Here is a 21129-nt window from a genome sequence, read left to right as displayed (position 1 = left end):
AACAAAAATAGTGATCATTATTAATAAAAAAAATGATGTGGGTTGTTCAACTTGATCCGTTGTTCATAACACATTGAAAATAAAACAAAAAGGGCTTCTGTATACAGAAGCCCTTTCAAGGGATATTCCCGTTAGGGTGGATGATGGGGTTCGAACCCACGACCCCCAGAACCACAATCTGGTGCTCTAACCAACTGAGCTACAACCACCGTTTGAATTGGGATTGCAAAGATAAGGAAAACAATTTTCATCTTCCAAATTTTTTAACAACTTTTTTCTCCCTCACACCCCGATTCCCTACCTTTCATCACATTCCACCCCCTATTCCCCTCCACTCCCAATATATTTGTTGCGGTCTCAACTTTCTATGCTATCATGCGGAATTCCGTGTTAATACTCATAACAGCGGTCCTGGCCACCTGTTATATTTCTGTACAAGCCCAATCAACCAACAGCCTCACAGGCAAAGCCGTAGACGCCAGCACCGGCAAACCCGTGGAATACGCCTCCGTAGTCATCCTACAGGAAAACGATTCCTCCGTACTCACCGGTATGTACACCAAACCCGATGGCTCCTTTTCATTCCCCACCATCCATCCCGGCAACTACATCCTCCGTATCTCCTTCATGGGTTACGATAATCTTTATAAACACATTACCAATCTTAAACCCATAGGCACCCTCAAACTTACCCCCACAGGCAAAGTCCTCGCTACCGTCGAAATCAAATCCCAAAAACCCGCCTTCTCCATGCAGATAGACCGCCAGGTTTTTGATGCCGGCGCTTTCGTAACTGCCGAAGGAGGCACGGGTACTGATATACTAAAAAATATTCCCAGCGTAGATGTTGATATAGACGACAACGTTACCCTCCGTGGCAAAAGCGTGACCATTTATGTAGACGGCAAACCCTCCCCTTTCGGAGATGCAAAGACCGCCCTGCAAATGCTCCCCGCAGAAACAATTGACAGGGTAGAAGTGATCAACAACCCCTCCGCTAAATTCGAAGCCAATGGCGGCGGAGGAATCATCAACATCATCCTGAAAAAAGATAAAGCCATCGGCTACAATGTGATGTTCAATGCCGGCCTCGCCACCAGGGGCCAGGTGAATGGAACAGCCAATGCCAGCTTGAGACTGAAGAAATTCAATTTCTTTGGCAACTACAATGGCCGCTACGAATCTGCCACCGGCTCAGGTTACAGCTACCGCCAAAACCTGACAGCCGATACCGCCGGCACCTGGTTCTTTTCACAGGATAGTCATAATAAAAACACCAGTCACCAGAATGGTGGCCGTATTGGCCTTGACTATTACCTCGATGACTACAATACCTTCACCCTCTCCGAAGGCTTTAGCAGCAGCCAGGGCAATAGCGAAGACAATATTTTACTGGATTACCTCGGCCAGACCAAAAACCCGCTTAAATCAGGAGAACGCCATAATACCAGCGGCAATAACAATCCAAATAATAATACCAGCTTCAATTTCAGGCACACTACCAGTCGCCAGAATGAAGAATGGACCGCCTATGTAAGCTTTAGCAATAACAAAGGCAACAGTCACAGTAACTATTTTACCAATTACAATACCGCCTCCCATCCTGATCAGCAAGCCAATACAGGCCGCTCCCGGAACAAATTCTGGAACATCCAGACAGATTACTCCACGCCTTTCGGCAAAAAAGGGAAATTCGAAACCGGGGCTAAGATCACTTTACGCAACAACAATAATGATTATAACGCGCAGGTGTATGACTGGGATTCCATGCAATACGAAACCAGTGGCCTGCTCTCCAATACCTATTACTACAGGGAAGACATCTACGGCGCCTACGTCAATGTATCGAATGCCATTGGTAACCTGGGGTATATGGTCGGCACCCGGGTAGAACAAGCTTATCTCAATGGCTACTCCTACACAAAGGATACTTCTGTCGATAATAAATTCTTCAACGTATTTCCGAGCCTGTTCCTGAAATACAACCTGCCGCATAACCAGGATCAAAGCCTGATTTTCAACTATTCTACCAGGATAGACCGGCCTAATTTCGACCAGCTCCTCCCCTACGTGAACAACTCAGACCCGCAAAATATCCGTGTCGGCAACCCGGCTTTACGCCCTTCGCTCACACATAAATTCGAAACGAACTACTCCAGGTATTACCCGGGTTCCAAAGATTTCCTGAACACAGGCGTGTACTACTCCCAGGCCAATGACGATATTGACCGCATCAGCGTACTGGATACCACCACCGGCATTACCACAACCAAACCCATGAACCTGGCGACTGACAAAGACTGGGGCGCGAACTTTACATACAACCTCCACATTCTCAAGGGCTGGAATGTATCGAGTAACTTAAACCTGGAATATAGTAAACTGACAGGTGCCACCATCAGCAATGAATATTTCTCCTGGGGCATCAATGTGAACTCCAATTGCCGCCTGCCCGGCCGTTTTAATATCCAGCTGAACGCTCATTACCGCTCTCCCCGCGTACAGCCACAGGGTACCTTCAAGGCCATGAATGGCATTGACATGGGCGTGCGGAAAGAAATGCTGAAAAACAATGCATTGGCCATCTCCCTCAATATCTCAGATATCCTGAATACACAACAATACAGTTCCCATTACGAAACCGAAGCCTTTATCCAGGACTACAGCCGTAAAAGGATGACCCGTTTTATCAGGTTGAATATCCGTTACCGTTTTGGAAAGATGGATCCTAACTTGTTCAAAAGAAAGAAGAAACAGGAAGACCAGGAAGAAACGCCGGAAATTGAGGATAAAAAGCCACAGAACGGCAGGTTATAGACCCACATAGGATAGTTTAAAAGCATCACAAAAGGCCTGGTTCTACCTCCTTATCACGCTTTTTTCCCTGCCAGCATCGGCACAAAGGAGAAATTATCAAACATCTCCTGCTCAAAATCGCCCTCACTCACCTTGGTAATCCGCAGCATCCGCTGCACCTCCTGCCCACCGACAGGGATCACCATCTTACCACCCACCTTCATCTGCTGCAGGAGCTTTTCCGGGATCATAGGCGCCGCTGCCGTTACCAGCACCTTATCAAAAGGCGCATAAGTAGGAAGCCCCTCATACCCATCCCCATAAAAGAAGCGGAGATTCGGATACTTTGCTTTAAAAGGAAACAATTTCACCAGGTCAAACAGGCGTTTCTGGCGCTCAATGGTGAACACCATCGCTTTCAGCTCTGCCAGTACACAAGCCTGGTAGGCACTACCGGTACCTATTTCCAGCACCTTCTCGAATGGCTTGATTTCCAGCAATTGTGTCTGGTAAGCAACCGTGTAAGGCTGGGATATAGTCTGCCCCTCCCCGATGGGGAATGCCCTATCCTCATAAGCAATGCTTTCGAATGCTGTATCCAGGAAATAATGCCGGGGAATATTGTTGATAGCCGCTAAAACACTTTGATCAGTTATGCCTTTTTGCAGGATACTATCCACCAGTTGCTTGCGTAATCCTTTTTGTTTATAGGAATCTTCATACCGCCTCATACCCGCAAAAGTAATTAATACCCCCAATTTTCAGCCATGTATGGGAATTTCTATTTATCCCCATATCAGTTGAATATGGTGCAATAATTGCAAATCCCTCTCTCCGGGGCCAAATTGTAGGCCCATAATTCAGGATTTATCCTTTATTTTACAATCTTGTTTCTGACACAATTTTCAGACAAACCCAATATTTTTATGGATAATGTAATTGAAAGTAAGGTATCACAATGGCTGAACGGCCAGTTTGATGCGGAGACGGTATCCGCCATCAAAAAATTGCAGCAGGAAAACCCCGATGAACTGGCTGATGCCTTCTACCGTAACCTGGAATTTGGTACGGGCGGTCTCCGCGGTATCATGGGTGTAGGTACTAACCGTATGAACAGGTACACGGTAGGTATGGCTACCCAGGGTTTTGCCAACTACCTGAAACAGGCTTTCACGGATGAAATCAGTATCGCGATTGCACATGATAGTCGCAATAACAGCCGTTTCTTTGCCGAAGTGGCTGCCAACGTTATGGCTGCAAATGGTATCAAAGTATACCTCTTCGAAAGCCTCCGCCCTACTCCGGAGCTATCGTTCACCATCCGTCATCTCAAATGTAAAGGTGGTATCGTACTTACAGCATCGCATAATCCTAAAGAATATAACGGCTATAAAGCTTACTGGAACGATGGCGCTCAGCTGATTCCTCCTCACGACAAGAACGTAATCCGCGAAGTAGAGAAGATCAACTCCGTAGATGAAGTGAAATGGTCCGGCGGCGAAGCGAACATCCACCCCATCGGCACTGAAATTGACGAAGCTTACCTGCAGATGCTGAAAGGCCTGAGCATTCAGCCTGAAGCAATTGCCGCACAGAAAGATCTCAAAATCGTATATACGCCTATTCATGGTACCGGTATTACCCTGGTGCCTGAAACACTGAAACGCTTTGGCTTTACCAATGTACATGTGGTAGAAGAACAGGCTACCCCGAACGGTAACTTCCCTACCGTGGTGTATCCTAACCCGGAAGAATCCGAAGCCATGAGCATTGGCCTGAAGAAAGCGAAAGAACTGGATGCAGCCATCCTGCTGGGTACTGACCCTGATTCTGACCGTGTAGGTATTGCTGTAAAAGACCTGAAAGGAGAATGGATCCTCTTGAATGGTAACCAGACAGCCGTACTGCTCTTCAATTATATTATAGAAGGCCGTCGTGCAAAAGGACTGGCAGGTGCAACTGATTACGTATGTAAAACAGTGGTGACCTCCGACCTGATCGACGTATTTGCTGCTAAAAACAATGTAAACTGCTATAATGTACTTACTGGTTTCAAATGGATCGCTGAACTGATCCGTGCCAAAGAAGGCAAAGAGCATTTCATTTGTGGTGGTGAAGAGTCTTATGGCTATATGATCGGCGACAATGTACGTGATAAGGATGCCATTGCTTCCGTAGCACTCATTTGTGAAATGGCCGCTGTGGCTGCAGGCCAGGGTCGTACCCTCTACCAGCAACTGATCGACATCTATATAAAATATGGATATTATAAGGAGAGCCTGATCTCTATCACCAAGAAAGGAATGAAAGGTGCGGACGAAATTGCTGATATGATGAAGGGCTACCGCGAAAACCCACCTGCTACTATCGCTGGTGTGCCAGTAGTGACTACTTACGACTACCAGTTACAACAGGTGAAAAACCTGAAGACCGGTGAGGTGAAACCTATCACCCTGCCTAAGTCAAACGTACTGCAGTTTGTACTGGAAGATGGCAGCAAGATCTCCGCACGTCCATCCGGTACCGAACCTAAGATCAAATTCTACTTCAGCGTGAACCAGAAACTGGAAAACGCAGCAGGATTTGATGCGGCTACGAAAGCACTGGATGCCAAGATCCAGCAGATCATCCAGGATATGAAACTGAAATAAAACCACAAGAGGTTGTTCCAAAAGTAATTTCCGGGTTCAATCCGGAAATCTGAAGGAGAGCGTTTTTATTAATTAGAACCTCACCGCCTTCAAATTACTTTTGAAACAACCTCTTTATTTATACTATTTGTACTTATTGTAAATACGCAGAATAGATCTCCTCTCCCACTACATCTACCATCACCATCTCCTGCAAAGTGGTAGATAAGGAATAACCCACAAAATCCACTGACAGCGGGAAAGACTTATGCTTACGATCCACCAGTACCGCCGTTTGAATCTTCTTAGGTAAAAACTCCAGCAAAGGCTTCAGGGCATATAGCATCGTTCTGCCTGAATTAGCCACATCATCTACCATTATAATTACTTTTCCGTTGAAATCCAGTGCTTCTGAGATTTGAACAGCATCGGGATGCTGCTTATCCAGTTTCAATTCGATCATTTTAATCTTAATGGGAGAAATCTCCTTCAGGATAGCCGCTATTTTTTCAGCGAGAATTGTTCCCCTATCCCAGATCCCTGCCAGGATAATTTCCGGCTCTTCACTGTTATGCTCATAGATCTCGTAAGCAATACGTTTGATTTTTTTATCGATCACATCCTGGGTGAGGATTACATTCTTTGATTCCATGTCAAAATAAATTGAAGGGATAAAAGTAGGGATTTTTTAGCTATGGTGAAATGCCGGGATAGATTCGGGGCAATGTATTGGTCATCTCCGGGTAAGACCGGGTGAATGCCTTTAAGATACCTGTGAAGATTCGCTTCATCTGTTACATTACAAGTTCACTATAAGTACACGAGAAGGTCACCTCTATATCCAGGAGATATTGAAGTGACCTTCTCGTGATATTTTAGTATCATTATAGTGTTAATAAAGGACCGGATCTTCACAGGTATCATCAGGGAGCTTTGATAGTTCTTTATACCTTTTTCCTTACATTGCAACTGTCAAATCTGATGTATGCATATAATTCAGGAAATCCTGTTTGTATTTGCCTTCGCCATTGCTGTGTTCCTCTTTTACCGCAAAGCCAGGCAGATCAGGCTTAATATTTTGCTTGGAAGAGATATATCGTTGAATGATCACCCCGATCTACGTTGGAAAAATGTACTTCTCCTCGCCTTTGGGCAGAAAAAAATGTTCCGCAAGCCTTTGGTGGCCGTATTACACATCTTCGTGTATGCCGGTTTCCTGATTATCAATATGGAGGTACTCGAAATTATCCTGGATGGGATACTGGGTACCCACCGCCTCTTTATGCCCTTCTCAGGCGCATTATACCCCGTATTGGTGGGGAGCTTTGAGGCACTGGCAGTACTGGTCATCAGTGGATGTGTTGTTTTCCTGGTCAGGCGTAATATTATTCATGTACGCAGACTGGCCATGCATGAACTGGATGGCTGGCCGAAGTCAGATGCCAATTATATCCTGGTTACGGAAATCGTGCTGATGCTGCTGTTCCTGACCATGAATACTGCCGATCAGGCCCTTCATCCCAACGTAGGGCCATTCTGGATATCCGGGGCATTCAGACCTGCTTTTGAGGGGCTCTCTCCCCTTACCCTGGAAGCCATTGAACGTGGCTGCTGGTGGTTGCATATCCTGGGCATCCTGGCTTTCCTGAATTACCTGCCGTATTCAAAGCACCTGCATATTATCCTGGCATTTCCGAATGCTTACTTCAGTGATCTCCGGCCAAGGGGGAAGATGGAGAATATGCCTGCCGTGCAAAAAGAAGTGAGCCTGATGCTGCAACCGGAGCTGGCGGCTACGGAACCCGCGTCTGCAGAGATGCCAAAGTTTGGGGCGAAAGATGTACCCGATCTTACCTGGAAGAATATCCTGGATGCCTATAGTTGTACGGAATGTGGTCGCTGCACAGCCGCCTGCCCGGCCAACCTTACAGGCAAAAAACTTTCTCCCCGCAAGATCATGATGGATACCCGTGACCGTGCGGAAGAAATAGGGAAACTGGGAAATACTGCTGGTAAGACCCTGCTGCGCGACTATATTTCGGAAGAAGAACTGCGGGCTTGTACCAGCTGTAATGCCTGCGTACAGGAATGCCCGGTAAGTATAAACCCACTGCATATCATCTTACAACTCCGCCGGCACCTGGTGATGGAAGAATCCAGTGCACCCCAGGAGTGGAACATGATGTTTAGTAATATAGAAAATAACATGGCCCCCTGGAAGTTTAGCCCTGATGACAGGGATAAGTGGGCAACTGAAATGAATGCATAAACTGAAAATTCCATGCAAATAAAAACGATGGCAGAATATTTCGCCAGTGGAGAATCACCGGAAATACTTTTCTGGGTGGGCTGTGCAGGTAGTTTTGATCAAAGGGCGCAAAAGATTACTAAAGCATTTGCAACGATATTGACAAAGATAGGGATCAGGTTTGCAATACTGGGAAAAGAGGAAAGCTGTACAGGAGATCCGGCCAGGAGAGCGGGGAATGAATTTATATTCCAGATGATGGCACAGAATAATATCATGGTGCTGAATAATTACGCAGTGAAGAAGATCGTGACCACCTGCCCGCATTGCTTCAATACTTTAAAAAATGAGTACCCGGAATTAGGGGGAAATTACGAGGTATTGCATCATGCCACCTATTTACAGCAGCTGATAGATGAGGGAAAGATCCGGGTAAAGGAAGGCGGCGCATTTAAGGGCCGGAAGATTACTTACCATGATTCCTGCTACCTGGGTAGGGGGAATGACATCTATGAGGCGCCGCGGAAGGTGCTGGAAGTGCTGGATGCAACGCTGATAGAAATGAAACGGTGTAAGAGCAACGGTTTGTGCTGCGGGGCTGGTGGTGCCCAGATGTTCAAGGAGGAGGAGAAAGGTACTACAAGGATCAACTTTGAGCGGGGCCGGGAGGCCGTGGAGACAGGGGCAACGGTGATTGCTTCGAACTGCCCGTTTTGTATGACGATGCTCACGGATGGAGTGAAGGAGCAGGGCAAAGAAGACAGTGTGAAAGTGCTGGATATTGCAGAGCTGATAGCCATGGACCTGGAAGGCTAGCTTCACCCAATTGCCAACAGGTCAGTTAGTTCTTTTTTAGAATTAAAATACTCCAGGCTGCAGTTTTTAGATTTAACCAGGCCCGGCATTGGGCTTATTGAAAATTAAAATTAGTACCCGTTCCGAACGACAATAAGACCAAATGATATTGGTCAGTTTATGAAATCAGGAATTTCGTAATTTTGCGATATGGATATTCGACAAATACTACCGACTGACTTTAACCCTGCCTCGCGGGTTTGGATATATCAAAGCAATCGTCCTTTTTCTGAAAAAGAGCAGGCTGAGATTGCAGAACAACTGGATCAATTCACCGCTCACTGGCAGGCACATGGTGCCCCTGTGAAAGGCTGGGCTAAACTGCTGTTCGAACAGGTGATCGTGGTTATTGCAGATGAGACAGATACCCACGTAAGCGGATGCAGTACTGATAGTTCCGTGAGAGTGATCAAGAGCATCGAACGCCAGTACTCCGTGAATCTTTTCGACCGCCTCTCACTGGGCTTTGTACTGAAAGAGAAGCTGCAGTTGCTGCCGATGATCCAGATCCCATATGCACTGGAAAAAGGGTATATAGACGAAAATACTATTTACCTGAACAACACCGTGCTGACCTTAAAGGAATTAGAAGAAAACTGGCTGTTGCCGTTAAAGAATAGCTGGCTGGCAAAGAAATTTGCTATCGCACAGTAAACTAAGTTGCTACTGCAGGGTCAATCAACATTGCTTTGCACAGTAATGAATTCAAAAACGGGCAGCCTCACCAGCTGCCCATTTTATTGTTATGAATGTTATTGCAATAGATGTAGATATCATCTGCCCTGCCTGTTCCCGTAAAGCACTCTTAGCTGCCGACTGTGAGATTACCGGCTACATGTTCAGACCCAAAAAGATCACGGGCAAAGCAAGCTGTATTCACTGCGGATATAGTCACCCCAAACTCACTGTGGTGAATGCTGATTTTTATTACCAGTTTCCTGTTGCAGACAGGATGTTCTATGCAAGGAATAAAGAGAATCTCATTGCATTGAGAGATTTCTTTAAGGAGCATCAGAAATGGGATGATGAGCTATGCATGGATTTTCCCAAGACCTTTTATTTACACAGGGAGGAAATTGTAAAGAAGATAGAGTCGCTTTTAGAAAAGCAGGGAATTGAACCAGGAGCCTGAGGTAAAGCTCCTGGATAAACGCTCATGCCTTTCGGGTATGATCACCTGATAAAAAACATAGGGGTATATTTTGTTCCTGAATTATAAAATATCTTATATTTGAACGCCCTGTCAATGTATGCGGGAATAGCTCAGTTGGTAGAGCGCTGGTTTCCCAAACCCGAGGTCGCGGGTCCGAGTCCCGTTTCCCGCTCAACATATATTTATCCATTTTGCGCCATGCAAAATGGATAAACATTACAGGTTTATTTTGAACTGATTGTTTGATCATACTACTGCTTCCCCTCTTCCGCAAACGCTTCACCGAAGCGATAAAAAATTGTCCTTAAATTTATCATACTGCAGGTATCTGGCGTTTGGCTTACAGGCCATCACATGGCGGGTAAATAACTATTCAACCAGGGTTCAGGCGATTGCGGCAGTCTTTGCTGCACGCATTCTAACGACTGCTATTACCGCTCCTGTCAGGATTGCTGACATCACTACATATCGCAGTGACATATCCGGGGCCGTAGTCATCCTGCCTGTAGTTGACAATACATAACTGGAGAAGGAAGTGACGATGTACACCATTCCGCCCATCAATCCACTTGCTAAACCCGCATGCTGCGGGAATACAACCAGGCTATGTGTAAAGAGATTGGTAAAGAGGAAACCGGAACAGATATGGATAAAAAATGCAAATAGTACGAACCACCATAACTCATGCATCACAGCGCCTGTTAGCAGCAACATCCCGGTGAGGGTCAGCTGTGTAAACCCTGCTATGACAAGCTTCCTGTTGAAGTCTACATTGATCAGGCGCTTACTCATAATCCCGCCTATCATCCAGGAAAAACCTAAGATCAAAGTGCAATACCCGATCACGACTGAATTATAATGAAAACTCTTTTCGATCACAAATGGTCCTGCAATGTTGAATACCATTACTACGGAGTAACTCAATCCTAAGATGACGATACCTAGCAGGAAAGTGCTGTTGCTAAGCATATGCGCATAGTTATCCCGGATCAATTTCAGTTCCAATGGCTTTTTATGCACCAGGGTCTCTCCACTGAAAGCCAGTTCCAGTATAAACATGATCAACGCATAGATGGCCAGGAAGTAAAAGTTAGCCTGCCAGTTCAGGTACTGCTGTAAGAAACCGCCTAAGAAAGGCGCTACGATAGGCCCTAAAGACCAGGTGATGGTGAGATAACTGAGGTAGTGTTTGCGCTCATCCCCTTCATATAAGTCTACGAAAAATGCACGCTTGCCCACGATTACAAATGCGGTTGCAGTACCCTGTACCACCCGCAAAAAGCAGATCAGGGCCACGCTATGGGTAATCCCGATTAAAAATGAAGACAGGACTAACACCCCTAATGAGATCAGGGATGGCCTGTACCTGCCCAGGCTATCCAGCAGGCTACCCACGAACATCTGTGAAACACCATAACTCATGAAAAAACAGGTGAGGGTCAACTGGATCTTATCTGCTGATACCCCCAGGTCCTTTGCCATGGCTGGAAATGAAGGCAAATAAATGTCTGTAATAAATCCCGACAAGGGGATGCAAATGAATGCTAATATGGTCGCAAACCTTTTTCTGGCTACCGATGCGCTTTGTAACATATCCTAAATTTGACAACAAAATTATAACAGCCGGGAAGATCTGCCGTTGGAAGAATCAAAGCAATAATTACAAAAATCAAATAAGCGCGATCCTGGTGGTCTGCCTGTAATGTAAAGGCGTGGTTCCCGTAGATTTCTTGAAAAAGTTATTAAAATGAGCCGGTTCTTCAAACCCAAGACAGTAGCCTACTTCTGAGATATCCCATTGCGTATTCAACAATAATGTCTTGGCTTCTTCCAGTATCCGGTTCTTAATAATGGCTGTAGTAGTATTGCCCGTAATGCTCTTGATTACATAATTCAAATGATTCACATGCACATTAAGGGCTTTGGCAAAGTCTGCCGCAGAGCGCATGGTCAATGGATTTTCTGGAGAATCCAGTGGGAATTGCTGGTGCAACAGCTCATCGAAACTCCTGAGCAGACGGGAGGAAGCGGATACCTCGCCGGATGAGAGGCTGGCTGCCGGCTTATCTACCAGCAGGGCATGCATCAGCAGGCAGAGGAGGTTCCGGATGGCCTCATATTTAAAGGTGTAATCACCATGGGCCATTTCCAGCATCTGCTCAAAATAGATCTTCACTAATGCCAGCAGTTTATCGTCCAGGAAGATGACCGGTTCACTCCAGGCCTTAAATAATGGAGAGCGTTTGAAGATGTCGAACTGGTAATGTTCGTTGAAGAATTCCTGGTTAAAGAGGCAGTAGTAGCCATCCTGTTCTGCTGAAATGCTGTTCCAGGAGTAGGGAACTGAGGGGCAGGGTATGAGGAGCGCAGGGCGGTCTACCAGGGTGGTATGACCATTATAATTGATCTCGCCCACACCAAGGATGAGGGTGATCTTGTAAAAGTCCCTCCTGTTATAGGGCGTTTTGAAATTGCAGTACTTACGTGCGTTGACATTGAAATGAGATTTTCCTTTTCCAACATCTGTAGTACTGAAAGGAAATTGTATGTAAGACCGTTCCCGGTAAAAATCAGTCAATGTCTCCAGTTGCTCGCTCATGATGCAAAGGTAAAAAAAAGCGGCCAATGAGCTTCGCTCACTGGCCTGCTTTTAGTTTTTTGCAGGGAAATGAAAAATGACTAACATTCCCTGGTTTAGTATTGTTAGCTACCTGATTGCGCCAGGGCCACAGCAGTGGCCATTGGTACAATCACCGCATTGGTATATCCACCTTCAAAATGAGCATAATCCAGGTGTTTGGTATAGCCAAAAACTCTTCTTAGTACAGCCTTTCTGATCCATTTCTTCCAGATCGCTGCTTTACGTTTTACGATGACCTTCAGGCTCTTACTTTTATGCATATCCATCAGGCCCTCATTCAGTAACTTGATGTGATCATAGAAAATATCGTCGCGGGTGATCCGGATCAGGCCATTGGTGGCCATATAGCTATACATCCGCTTCTCAAACAGTTCTCCTGCATAGTAAGGGTACTTTTCGGAACCGTAATTATAACAATTATAAATATCGCCCTGCAATCTCTCCGCCTCTACCAGGAAACACTGGTCACTGAAACCGGTAGAATGAATAAAATGATTGCTGGTCTTGATGATCTTTAGTTCTGCCTCATAGGTAAAATCTGTCCACATGGGGTTGGCTACAAAGATGTAACGGTTGCGCTGCATCTCACCGATAGCTGCCCCAATCCATGCACCGCCCGCACCTTCCTGCATCATACAATCGCAGGTGAAGTAGAGCAGGTATTGCCCCTTGCAGAAATAAGCTGCTGCAAGCGGCCCTATGCTATAATAATACCCGTCATAGAAATCGAGCCTGAAACTCTCTCTCGCAATTTTATATTTAGCCAGGATGGCTTCTATGTGGTCTTCAGCAAAATAATAGGCGTCAATGACCTTACGGCTCACCGCACTGATCGCATATTGTTCAACTGTTGCACGATCCTTTACATTGTTGATGATAAGAATTTTTTCAAAAAATGTTACTTCGCACCGATCAATCATTTGTTCAAGTCTATTCCCTTTCAATACTCTTTCCCAGTCGTTTTCATAACAATTCGTGAAAAAGGACACGGTTGGTTGGCCTCCATTGTTTTCACTCATAGAACTCTTTAAATTGTCGTAGGTTGATAATTTGGTTAAAAATGTATCGTAATATACGCAAATATTATCATTCGTTTAACTCATTATTAACAAACTCTTGTACGCATATTTTGTAAATTCAGTGTGGCAGGGCTTTTGCCAGGTAAAATAAATCATGAAACGGCTCATATTTAACATTTCGTTTATCTTTTTGACAGCTTGCTCCTCTATGAAGCATTCAGAATCAGTTCAAAAGGAAGAGGCGATCCAATGGACTCCTACCTACAAGCTGAGCTGGACGGATTATAAAGGGAAGCCTGGCCGGGACCAGGATGAGCATATTGCCGCCAGGACCAATTGCCGTTTCGGCATTAAGATAAGTGGTACCCATGTCGACGTAACGAGTGAATTTATCTGCGCAAGAAGTAATGTTCGCCCCGGACAACAAACTCCTTCCCTGCTTGCACATGAACAATTACATTTTGACCTCTGCGAGGTATATGCCAGGTTATTGCGGAAAGAACTGGGCAAGGCTCCACTGACCAATGCGAATGTAGCAGCAATATCCAGAGACGCTTTTCTGAAGTATTATGATGCCTATAAGCAAAGGCAAATCATATATGACCATGAAACCCGGCACGGGCTTAATCAGGACCAACAAAAATTATGGAACGCGCAGGTAGCCACTGCACTGGCAGATCTGGCTGCATATGCAGAATAGGTATACCCATCGATAAAAGGCTGGCACCCAACGATTACCCAAATTGCCGGGGCAACAAAATATTTTGCACCCCGTTTAACTCCCAAAATTACCGGCAGCGGTTCCTGTTGTGTTTATTCAAAAAAAGTATGCCGATCGCTGATGGCCTCCGACCGGCTTAGTTTTAAAGATCTGCAATGATCCGCTGCCGGGATCCCTAATCTTAAAAACTAAGTAATGCAAAGAAATCTATTTTGCGCTTCTGCGATTGCGTGTGTGATGCTGTCCGCTATCTCCTGTAAAAAAGACGACACTACAACCCAGCCAACAGTTGCGCTCAGCGCCACATCGCAAACGGTGAGCGAAGCAGCCGGCACTGCAAGTATTACCATTACCCTGCCTTCTGCTCAAAGCACGGATGTAACTATCAAGGCTACACTGGGCGGTACGGCTATCTTAAACGGAGACTACCAGGTGAGTACCGACACTACCTTAACCATTGCGGCAGGTAGTACTTCCGCGATTTTAACTTTCGAAATCTTTGACGACGAAGTGGTGGAAAGTGACAAAACTATCAATGTAACTTTCAGCAGCAGCAATGCTACGCTGAGCAATTCTACTGCTTCCGTTACCATCACTGACAATGACAGCGATCAATCTGCTGATGGCCTCGTGTCCGAACTGACCTGGGATGCAGGTAGCCTGGCAGACATGGATCTTTACCTCGCTAATAATGTAACGATCACTGATAATACAGTGACTGATTACAACCTCTTATCAGGCAGTACCAACACGAGTGGTTTTGAGTCACTGTTGCTAAGCAATGACCTGGATGATGCGGATTATTACGTGCTGGTGTATTTTGCGGAAGGTGCAAGAGAAGTGACTTATACGCTTACCAACAGGGCATCTGGTAATACAGTGTATGAAGACACTTACAGCTTTACGGCTGATGAAGTGGGTGGAGCTTATTTCTACGGTCCGTTTACCAAAAGCGGTACGGCTTATAGTATAGGCAAAACGGCTAATTCAGTATTGTGGGATGTGAAGCTGGTGGAACCACACTGGCATAAAGGGAAGATTGCGAAATAATAAAAGAGAAGGTGAATTTAAAAGGGCTGTTTCGGTTTATTGAAACAGCCCTTTCTTTTATTTTTCATAATACTCCAGCGTATTATTTGTATACAGGTTTGCTTCGGACTTCCTTCTCCTGGTCAGGCCGTCCAGTACTTTGCCACCGCTCATGTTCCATTTCAGGAACTCAGCGGCTATCTTAGGATCTTTAGGATTCGCTTTTACCAGCTTTAACAGGCTGCTGTCTCCAAGCCCTTCTGCAATGCCGTTATTGTTCATATCACTGCCTACGTTGTAAGCAAAAGATACCAATGCATCAAATTGATTTTGTTTCAGCACAACGCCTTTAGTCAGTTTGTTTACATCGTTTACGAACCCTTTTACAATTACTAAGAATAATTCATCTGCGCCGTCCTGCGTCAGTACATCGCCTTTCAGTACAGGGGAGTCATCGATATAGCGGGTATTGCCCCAACCGATTGTCCACACACCCTTGCTATCCTGGTATGCCGACAGGCGGCACTTTTCATAATGCTTTATCAGCGTTTCTCCTTTATCTCCTAAATTCATTGGTATAAATATTTACCCTTTAAAGATATGTAAATTATATTTAATATTCAAGAATCGGAGGAATTGACCTGTATCAATTTTAATTCTTGCTCCAAAATCAGCCGAATCCGCCAGCGGTTACCCTTCGCAACTGCTGGCGGATTGGAAAAGGCCCCGGGCCGGCATCATAAATTTTAAAAAAACGGAAGGAAGTTATAGTGTCAATTAAACAATAATAATCCCTATCTTCCCCTAAATTCCACATATGAAACCATTACTGATAGCCTTTATCCTCTGTATAACCCATTCCTTAAATGCCCAGGTAAAAACCCATGTTCCCACGATTGACGAAGTAGGGCCAGGCAGGATGCCGGCTACTATTGCACCTGTGAAAGCACCATTTCCCATGCCGGCTTTTAAGATCCCGGCCTTTCCAAAATATACCATCACCATTAAAGACAGCAAAGAGATTCAGCAGGCCATCAATACCGTTCATGCTCATGGTGGCGGCACGGTGATCATCCCTGCGGGCAACTGGCATGCACCCCGTATCAGCCTGCTTTCTAACGTGAACCTGCACCTGGATGAACATGCGGTATTGAATTTCAGCGGGGAAATTGCAGATTATCAACCGGTGGTGTTTACACGTACAGAAGGCGTGGAAGTGATGTCACTGGGTGCCTGTATTTATGCGAACGGACAGGAACATATTGCGCTGACAGGAAAAGGGAAGATCGTGGGGCCGCCAAAGGATTGTGCAGTGCGCAAACAAATGATGCGGCAGGATGTGGTGGAGAACGTGATCAGTGCCAACAGACCTGTGGCAGAAAGAGTATATGACGGGCATGATGGAGGACCGGTTTACCTGCCCTTCTTTGTCTCAACCATTAATTGTAAAAACGTATTTATTGAGGGCATACAGCTGGAGAATACTCCTTTCTGGAATATTGTACCCATCTATTGCGACCATGTAATTATAAGGGGTGTTACAGTCAATTCTGTGGGCATTCCAAGCGGCGACGGGATCGATATTGAAAGCAGCAGGAATGTGCTGATTGAATACTGTACCCTAAGCTGCGGAGATGATTGTTTTACGATGAAAGCAGGCAGAGGGGAAGATGGGTTGCGGATCGGCAAACCGACAGAAAATGTAGTGGTACGTTTTTGTCTTGCGCGCCAGGGTCATGGCGGGATCACGGTAGGGAGTGAAACGGCGGCGATGATCAGGAACCTGTATGTACACGATGCAGTATTTGATGATACGGGTGTAGGACTGCGTTTTAAAACAAGAAGACCACGGGGTGGTGGTGGTGAACATCTCTATTATGAACGAATTCGGATGCGTATTCAGCAGGATGCTTTCAGGTGGGATATGCTGGGCACCAGGATGTATGTAGGTGCACTGGCTGACAGGTTGCCTGCTTTGGCCGTGAATAAATTAACGCCTGTTTACAGGAACATTCATGCAAAGGATATTGTGATTGACAGCGCCAGGGCTTTGCTGCGGATTGATGGTATTCCGGAATCACCGATGACCGATTTCTCATTAGAAAATGCAACAGTACATTGTGCGAAGGTGATTCAAAGTGCAGATGCCATGAATCTGCGTATTGCACATGCAAAGATCTATAGTGCGGACACCTTGCTGTCTTTTATTGATACGAGGAATGTGACTTTCCAGGATGTGCAGTTCATTACACCCGCAAATAAGATTGTGACCAGCATTACTGGTGAGCTGAGTGATAATATTGAGTTTAAGCATACGATACCTGTGCGGCCTGCAGACTGGCGTTCAAATACCTTTAAAAAATAAAGGCGGGTTATTACACCAGTTCTTTTTGCATCCAGATGCTGCATGCAAAGTGACCGGAGCAGCCTGAAGGTGCTGATAAATGGCGGAACCCTGTTTTTTCGTATAAGGGTACAGCACTGGTTAATTCAGGCATTGTTTCCAGGTAGATGGACTGGTAGCCCATTTCTTTTGCACCGGCGCAACAATGTAAAAGTAATTCCTTCCCAAATCCTTTTCCTCTTGCTTTGGGTAGCAGGTAGAATTTCACCAGTTCTACGCAGGTGCTATCCAGTCCTTTGGTAGGGAAGATACCACCGCCGCCAACCAGTTCGCCATCGATTTCAGCGACCCAGTAAGCGGAACCAGGTGTTTCAAAAAGGGTGGACAATGAAAATAATTCAGGGTCGTAATAAGCGGTTCCCGGGCGGTCAATACCGAATTCTTTGAATACCTGCCGGATGACTGTGCCGAGCATTTGGTTGTCTCTGGCTTGTATTTTTCTGATTGTCATAACGCAAAGGTAAAAGATAGGGTTGGGAGAAAATTGTACGAAATTAGCTTTCCCGCATTAGCGTTTAATTATTAATTGATTATAACTATAAATATAAACAATCTCACATAGCTGAATTCAGAAAAATTATTTTCATTCAAACTCATGTTGCAACCCTTTTTTTCCTTAGCATTGTAAAATAATAGGGACAACCTTTTCTACTTCTCTCATAATTAACAGGATCTGACCCCTTATTCTCTGTAACTATGAGCACTCATCTGTTCACGAACTTTATCCCCTCAATTCCGCTACAGGCGGTCATGCATTTTTATAACTATGAATCAGGGGACATTATCAGTATGCTGCCTTTGATTGGCATGTGGAGTATCATTTCTGTGTTCATTTTCATGCTATACAAAATCGAGCGCTACAAAAAGAAAGAATTCATGCTTCTCAACCGCATTCACGAACAACAGGAACATGAACTTGACATCCAGGAAGCGGAACGCCGCCGCATTGCCGAAGACCTGCACGATGAAATAGGTAGTAGTCTTGCGGCCATCAGGATGAACCTGCAAAGCCTCAGCTACAACTCAGTGCACGATGAACAGCGGGCCACCTCTCTATTGAAACTGGTAGACCAGACCAGCCAGAATGTGCGGCGGGCTACGCACAACCTCATTCCCCCTCATTTTGAAACCACTCCCTTTACGTCTATATTACAATCCTATTTTTCTTCCCTCGATTCCGGGAACACTATTGCCTTTCAGTATTATTGCAACGCCTATCAGCATTGTTTCAGCACCAGGCAGGAACTATTGATTTACCGGATTGTCATAGAACTGACCCATAACATTATCAGGCATGCACAGGCTTCGGAAGCCAGTATACAGCTCCTCTTCTGCCCTACTTACCTTGAAATTATGGTAGAGGACAATGGAATTGGGCTTCCTCCTGCTATTCAGCAAGGCATTGGTCTTAACAGTGTACATTCGCGGGTCAGATCGCTGGCAGGAAAAATTCACATAGACAGCGGAAGGGGTGGTACTACCTTTATCATTCATGTACCTGTAAGCTGCTAATATGCCTGTTACCATTATGCTGGCGGATGATCACCGGCTTTTTACCTCCGCCATCCGCCATCTCATCAGCGCTGATCCGGCCCTCCATGTCACCCACGTTGCGGCCAATGGCCTGGAACTCCTGGAACTGCTTTGTGCCCGGCTCCCCGACATTGTACTGATAGACATCAATATGCCTGTCATGAATGGGTTAGATACCACCCGCCTGATCCGGGATCGCTATCCCAGGGTAAAAGTGATTATTGTGAGCGGCTACAATGATGCCCACCTGATTGACCAGGCCATAGATGCCGGCGCCAGGGGCTACCTGCTTAAAGACTGCAATGCAGAAGACCTGTATCATACTATTCACCTGGTGCATTCGGGGCAGACCTGTTTTCCATTCCGCCCTCACCTGCCCGTTCAGAATTTTGAAACGGACAATGCATTTTTGCAGCAATTTAACCTTACCCGGCGGGAGAAGGAGATCCTCCTGCTCATCAGCCGGCAACATACCAATCAGCAGATTGCCGATCACCTGCACCTCAGTATATATACCATTGAGACCCACCGAAAAAACATTATGAAAAAACTTCAACTCAAGACCCCGGCGGCTCTCATGAAGTTTATACTCACTCATCCATGCCATTCTGTCATTTTCGGATTTTATTGCTTAGTTTTGCTTTCCTAAAATGATAAGAAAAGAATGCTGGATCAGGTAACAAAAGTGCATGACGAAAACCGGCAGGGCGAGGCTTACGCTCCTGAGGCTGCAGATATTCAGACTTATACCAAGAAATTCTACATAGAAAGTTATGGTTGCCAGATGAACTTTAATGATAGTGAAATCGTGGCTTCCATCCTGAAAGAGGAAGGATATGGCCCTACCCGCAATGTGGAGGAGGCCAGCCTGGTGCTGCTCAATACCTGTTCCATCAGGGAAAAGGCGGAAACGACTGTGCGTAAAAGGCTCACTGAGTTCCAAAAGGTAAAGCAGCGCAATCCGGAACTCCTGGTAGGTGTACTTGGCTGCATGGCAGAAAGACTGAAAGCCAAACTGTTAGAAGAAGAAAAACTGGTGGACATGGTTGTAGGACCAGATGCCTACCGTACCCTCCCTGCCCTGATTGAAGAAGCCGAAACCGGCCAGAAAGCAGTGAACGTGCTGCTGAGCCGTGAGGAAACTTATGACGACATCAGCCCTGTAAGACTGGATTCAAATGGCGTAACGGCCTTTGTATCCATCATGCGTGGTTGTAATAATATGTGTTCGTTCTGCGTAGTACCATTTACCCGTGGTCGTGAACGCAGCCGTGACTACCGTTCTATTCTCCAGGAAGCCACCGACCTTTTCCAGAAAGGTTATCGTGAGGTAACCCTCCTGGGCCAGAATGTAGATTCCTACTACTGGGTAAACCCCGTGAATGATAATGAGACGGTAACTTTTGCCAACCTGATGGAAAAGGTAGCGCAGATCAGTCCATTGCTGCGGGTACGGTTCAGTACCAGTCATCCGAAAGACATTACGGACGAGGTATTGCATGTGATGGCAAAGTACGAGAACATCTGTAATTATATTCACCTGCCGTTGCAAAGCGGCAGTAACAGGATATTGCAGCTCATGAACCGTACTTATACCCGTGAATGGTACATGAAGAAAGTAGACCGCGTCCGTGAATTACTGCCTGACTGTGGGATCTCTACCGACGTGATTACCGGCTTCTGTACAGAAACTGAAGAAGATCACCAGGAAACGATGGAAGTAATGGCGTATTCCCGGTATGACCTGGCATACATGTTCTTTTACTCCGAGCGCCCGGGTACCCTGGCCGCCCGCCGTTACCAGGACGATGTACCGGATGATGTGAAGAAGAGAAGACTGGCTGAGGTAGTGGAACTACACCGGGGACAATCACTGGCCAGCATGCAGCAGGATGTAGGCAAAACTTTCAAGGTACTGGTAGAAGGTACTTCCAAAAGATCAGAAGATCAGCTGTTTGGAAGAACCGGGCATAATAAGGTGATTGTTTTTCCTAAAGAGAATTACAAAAAGTGTGACTACGTTTGGGTGAAAGTAGATAGCTGTACCTCCGGCACCCTGATCGGTACCGCAACAGGAATGGCATAAGAGAAAATAAATTG

Annotated in this window: 19 protein-coding genes and 2 tRNA genes; 13 read left to right on the top strand and 8 right to left on the bottom strand. The window is 45.7% G+C overall.

The annotated features are described in order from the left end of the window. Nucleotides 1-135: 135 nt before the first annotated feature. Nucleotides 136-209: transfer RNA gene (locus U0033_RS31580), tRNA-His, on the bottom strand. A gap of 178 nt (nucleotides 210-387) precedes the next feature. Between U0033_RS31580 and U0033_RS31575 the strand changes: the two genes are divergently transcribed. Next, nucleotides 388-2817 (top strand): outer membrane beta-barrel family protein, encoded by a 2430-nt coding sequence (locus U0033_RS31575; RefSeq protein ID WP_177318653.1) that lies wholly within the window; start codon nucleotides 388-390, stop codon nucleotides 2815-2817. Between the two features lie 53 nt (nucleotides 2818-2870). On the opposite strand, the gene U0033_RS31570 is transcribed toward U0033_RS31575, so the two are convergent. Next, nucleotides 2871-3527: a protein-L-isoaspartate(D-aspartate) O-methyltransferase gene (locus tag U0033_RS31570; RefSeq protein ID WP_072363197.1), complete on the bottom strand. Its 657-nt coding sequence runs from the start codon at nucleotides 3525-3527 to the stop codon at nucleotides 2871-2873. Nucleotides 3528-3722: 195 nt separating this feature from the next. On the opposite strand from U0033_RS31570, the gene U0033_RS31565 reads away from it, so the two are divergent. Continuing rightward, nucleotides 3723-5447, top strand: coding sequence for a phospho-sugar mutase (locus U0033_RS31565; RefSeq protein WP_072363198.1), 1725 nt, complete (start codon nucleotides 3723-3725; stop codon nucleotides 5445-5447). A 133-nt stretch (nucleotides 5448-5580) separates the two neighbouring features. On the opposite strand, the gene U0033_RS31560 is transcribed toward U0033_RS31565, so the two are convergent. Continuing rightward, a complete protein-coding gene (locus U0033_RS31560; protein ID WP_072363199.1) occupies nucleotides 5581-6078 on the bottom strand; it encodes a phosphoribosyltransferase family protein in 498 nt (165 codons plus the stop codon). A gap of 333 nt (nucleotides 6079-6411) precedes the next feature. Here U0033_RS31560 and U0033_RS31555 point away from each other — a divergent pair, with 333 nt between their 5' ends. From U0033_RS31555 to U0033_RS31535, 5 genes are all read left to right on the top strand, one after another. Further along, a complete protein-coding gene (locus U0033_RS31555; protein WP_072363200.1) occupies nucleotides 6412-7695 on the top strand; it encodes a (Fe-S)-binding protein in 1284 nt (427 codons plus the stop codon). A 12-nt stretch (nucleotides 7696-7707) separates the two neighbouring features. Beyond that, complete coding sequence (locus tag U0033_RS31550) at nucleotides 7708-8490, top strand: (Fe-S)-binding protein (RefSeq protein ID WP_072363201.1); 783 nt, start codon at nucleotides 7708-7710, stop codon at nucleotides 8488-8490. 189 nt (nucleotides 8491-8679) lie between these two features. Continuing rightward, nucleotides 8680-9183, top strand: coding sequence for a hypothetical protein (locus tag U0033_RS31545; protein ID WP_072363202.1), 504 nt, complete (start codon nucleotides 8680-8682; stop codon nucleotides 9181-9183). Between the two features lie 91 nt (nucleotides 9184-9274). Beyond that, entirely contained in the window at nucleotides 9275-9661 is a 387-nt protein-coding gene (locus U0033_RS31540) for a hypothetical protein (protein ID WP_072363203.1), read from the top strand. Nucleotides 9662-9781: 120 nt separating this feature from the next. Next, a tRNA-Gly gene (locus U0033_RS31535) sits at nucleotides 9782-9854 on the top strand. A gap of 212 nt (nucleotides 9855-10066) precedes the next feature. Here U0033_RS31535 and U0033_RS31530 read toward each other — a convergent pair. The 3 genes from U0033_RS31530 to U0033_RS31520 form a co-directional block, all read right to left on the bottom strand. Next, nucleotides 10067-11275 carry an MFS transporter gene (locus U0033_RS31530; RefSeq protein ID WP_072363204.1) on the bottom strand — a complete coding sequence of 403 codons (1209 nt, stop codon included), beginning with the start codon at nucleotides 11273-11275 and terminating at the stop codon, nucleotides 10067-10069. Between the two features lie 76 nt (nucleotides 11276-11351). Then, nucleotides 11352-12281, bottom strand: coding sequence for a helix-turn-helix domain-containing protein (locus U0033_RS31525; RefSeq protein WP_072363205.1), 930 nt, complete (start codon nucleotides 12279-12281; stop codon nucleotides 11352-11354). Nucleotides 12282-12385: 104 nt separating this feature from the next. Continuing rightward, entirely contained in the window at nucleotides 12386-13342 is a 957-nt protein-coding gene (locus U0033_RS31520) for a hypothetical protein (RefSeq protein ID WP_072363206.1), read from the bottom strand. Between the two features lie 154 nt (nucleotides 13343-13496). Here U0033_RS31520 and U0033_RS31515 point away from each other — a divergent pair, with 154 nt between their 5' ends. Together U0033_RS31515 and U0033_RS31510 are read left to right on the top strand one after the other, a co-directional pair. Continuing rightward, a complete protein-coding gene (locus U0033_RS31515) occupies nucleotides 13497-14042 on the top strand; it encodes a DUF922 domain-containing protein (protein WP_143150804.1) in 546 nt (181 codons plus the stop codon). 216 nt (nucleotides 14043-14258) lie between these two features. After that, complete coding sequence (locus U0033_RS31510; protein WP_083571655.1) at nucleotides 14259-15113, top strand: Calx-beta domain-containing protein; 855 nt, start codon at nucleotides 14259-14261, stop codon at nucleotides 15111-15113. 57 nt (nucleotides 15114-15170) lie between these two features. On the opposite strand, the gene U0033_RS31505 is transcribed toward U0033_RS31510, so the two are convergent. Further along, on the bottom strand, nucleotides 15171-15665 hold the full coding sequence (locus tag U0033_RS31505) for a lysozyme (protein ID WP_072363209.1): 495 nt from the start codon (nucleotides 15663-15665) through the stop codon (nucleotides 15171-15173). Nucleotides 15666-15909: 244 nt separating this feature from the next. Between U0033_RS31505 and U0033_RS31500 the strand changes: the two genes are divergently transcribed. Continuing rightward, nucleotides 15910-17457: a glycoside hydrolase family 28 protein gene (locus U0033_RS31500; RefSeq protein WP_072363210.1), complete on the top strand. Its 1548-nt coding sequence runs from the start codon at nucleotides 15910-15912 to the stop codon at nucleotides 17455-17457. Between the two features lie 10 nt (nucleotides 17458-17467). On the opposite strand, the gene U0033_RS31495 is transcribed toward U0033_RS31500, so the two are convergent. Then, nucleotides 17468-17947 (bottom strand): GNAT family N-acetyltransferase, encoded by a 480-nt coding sequence (locus tag U0033_RS31495; protein ID WP_072363211.1) that lies wholly within the window; start codon nucleotides 17945-17947, stop codon nucleotides 17468-17470. A 245-nt stretch (nucleotides 17948-18192) separates the two neighbouring features. On the opposite strand from U0033_RS31495, the gene U0033_RS31490 reads away from it, so the two are divergent. Genes U0033_RS31490 through miaB form a run of 3 tightly spaced genes read left to right on the top strand, consistent with a single transcriptional unit; the run spans nucleotide 18193 to nucleotide 21115 of the window. Then, the gene (locus U0033_RS31490) at nucleotides 18193-19008 is read left to right on the top strand and encodes a sensor histidine kinase (RefSeq protein ID WP_083571656.1); all 816 of its coding nucleotides are present in this window, start codon (nucleotides 18193-18195) and stop codon (nucleotides 19006-19008) included. Between the two features lies 1 nt (nucleotide 19009). After that, a complete protein-coding gene (locus tag U0033_RS31485) occupies nucleotides 19010-19678 on the top strand; it encodes a response regulator transcription factor (RefSeq protein WP_072363213.1) in 669 nt (222 codons plus the stop codon). A gap of 15 nt (nucleotides 19679-19693) precedes the next feature. Then, complete coding sequence (miaB, locus tag U0033_RS31480) at nucleotides 19694-21115, top strand: tRNA (N6-isopentenyl adenosine(37)-C2)-methylthiotransferase MiaB (RefSeq protein ID WP_072363214.1); 1422 nt, start codon at nucleotides 19694-19696, stop codon at nucleotides 21113-21115. Nucleotides 21116-21129: the final 14 nt, after the last annotated feature.

The sequence above is a fragment of the Chitinophaga sancti genome, assembly GCF_034424315.1.
GTDB classification, from domain to species: domain Bacteria; phylum Bacteroidota; class Bacteroidia; order Chitinophagales; family Chitinophagaceae; genus Chitinophaga; species Chitinophaga sancti.
This window is presented reverse-complemented; position numbering and strand designations above follow the sequence as displayed.

Coding starts and splice junctions, on each gene's coding strand:
- U0033_RS31520 (WP_072363206.1), bottom strand. CDS start 13,342: ATGAGTGAAAACAATGGAGGCCAACCAACCGTGTCCTTTTTCACGAAT.
- U0033_RS31525 (WP_072363205.1), bottom strand. CDS start 12,281: ATGAGCGAGCAACTGGAGACATTGACTGATTTTTACCGGGAACGGTCT.
- U0033_RS31495 (WP_072363211.1), bottom strand. CDS start 17,947: ATGACAATCAGAAAAATACAAGCCAGAGACAACCAAATGCTCGGCACA.
- U0033_RS31510 (WP_083571655.1), top strand. CDS start 14,259: ATGCAAAGAAATCTATTTTGCGCTTCTGCGATTGCGTGTGTGATGCTG.
- U0033_RS31560 (WP_072363199.1), bottom strand. CDS start 6,078: ATGGAATCAAAGAATGTAATCCTCACCCAGGATGTGATCGATAAAAAA.
- U0033_RS31515 (WP_143150804.1), top strand. CDS start 13,497: ATGAAACGGCTCATATTTAACATTTCGTTTATCTTTTTGACAGCTTGC.
- U0033_RS31550 (WP_072363201.1), top strand. CDS start 7,708: ATGCAAATAAAAACGATGGCAGAATATTTCGCCAGTGGAGAATCACCG.
- U0033_RS31485 (WP_072363213.1), top strand. CDS start 19,010: ATGCCTGTTACCATTATGCTGGCGGATGATCACCGGCTTTTTACCTCC.
- U0033_RS31565 (WP_072363198.1), top strand. CDS start 3,723: ATGGATAATGTAATTGAAAGTAAGGTATCACAATGGCTGAACGGCCAG.
- U0033_RS31530 (WP_072363204.1), bottom strand. CDS start 11,275: ATGTTACAAAGCGCATCGGTAGCCAGAAAAAGGTTTGCGACCATATTA.
- U0033_RS31555 (WP_072363200.1), top strand. CDS start 6,412: ATGCATATAATTCAGGAAATCCTGTTTGTATTTGCCTTCGCCATTGCT.
- U0033_RS31490 (WP_083571656.1), top strand. CDS start 18,193: ATGAGCACTCATCTGTTCACGAACTTTATCCCCTCAATTCCGCTACAG.
- U0033_RS31545 (WP_072363202.1), top strand. CDS start 8,680: ATGGATATTCGACAAATACTACCGACTGACTTTAACCCTGCCTCGCGG.
- U0033_RS31500 (WP_072363210.1), top strand. CDS start 15,910: ATGAAACCATTACTGATAGCCTTTATCCTCTGTATAACCCATTCCTTA.
- U0033_RS31570 (WP_072363197.1), bottom strand. CDS start 3,527: ATGAGGCGGTATGAAGATTCCTATAAACAAAAAGGATTACGCAAGCAA.
- U0033_RS31505 (WP_072363209.1), bottom strand. CDS start 15,665: ATGAATTTAGGAGATAAAGGAGAAACGCTGATAAAGCATTATGAAAAG.
- miaB (WP_072363214.1), top strand. CDS start 19,694: ATGCTGGATCAGGTAACAAAAGTGCATGACGAAAACCGGCAGGGCGAG.
- U0033_RS31540 (WP_072363203.1), top strand. CDS start 9,275: ATGAATGTTATTGCAATAGATGTAGATATCATCTGCCCTGCCTGTTCC.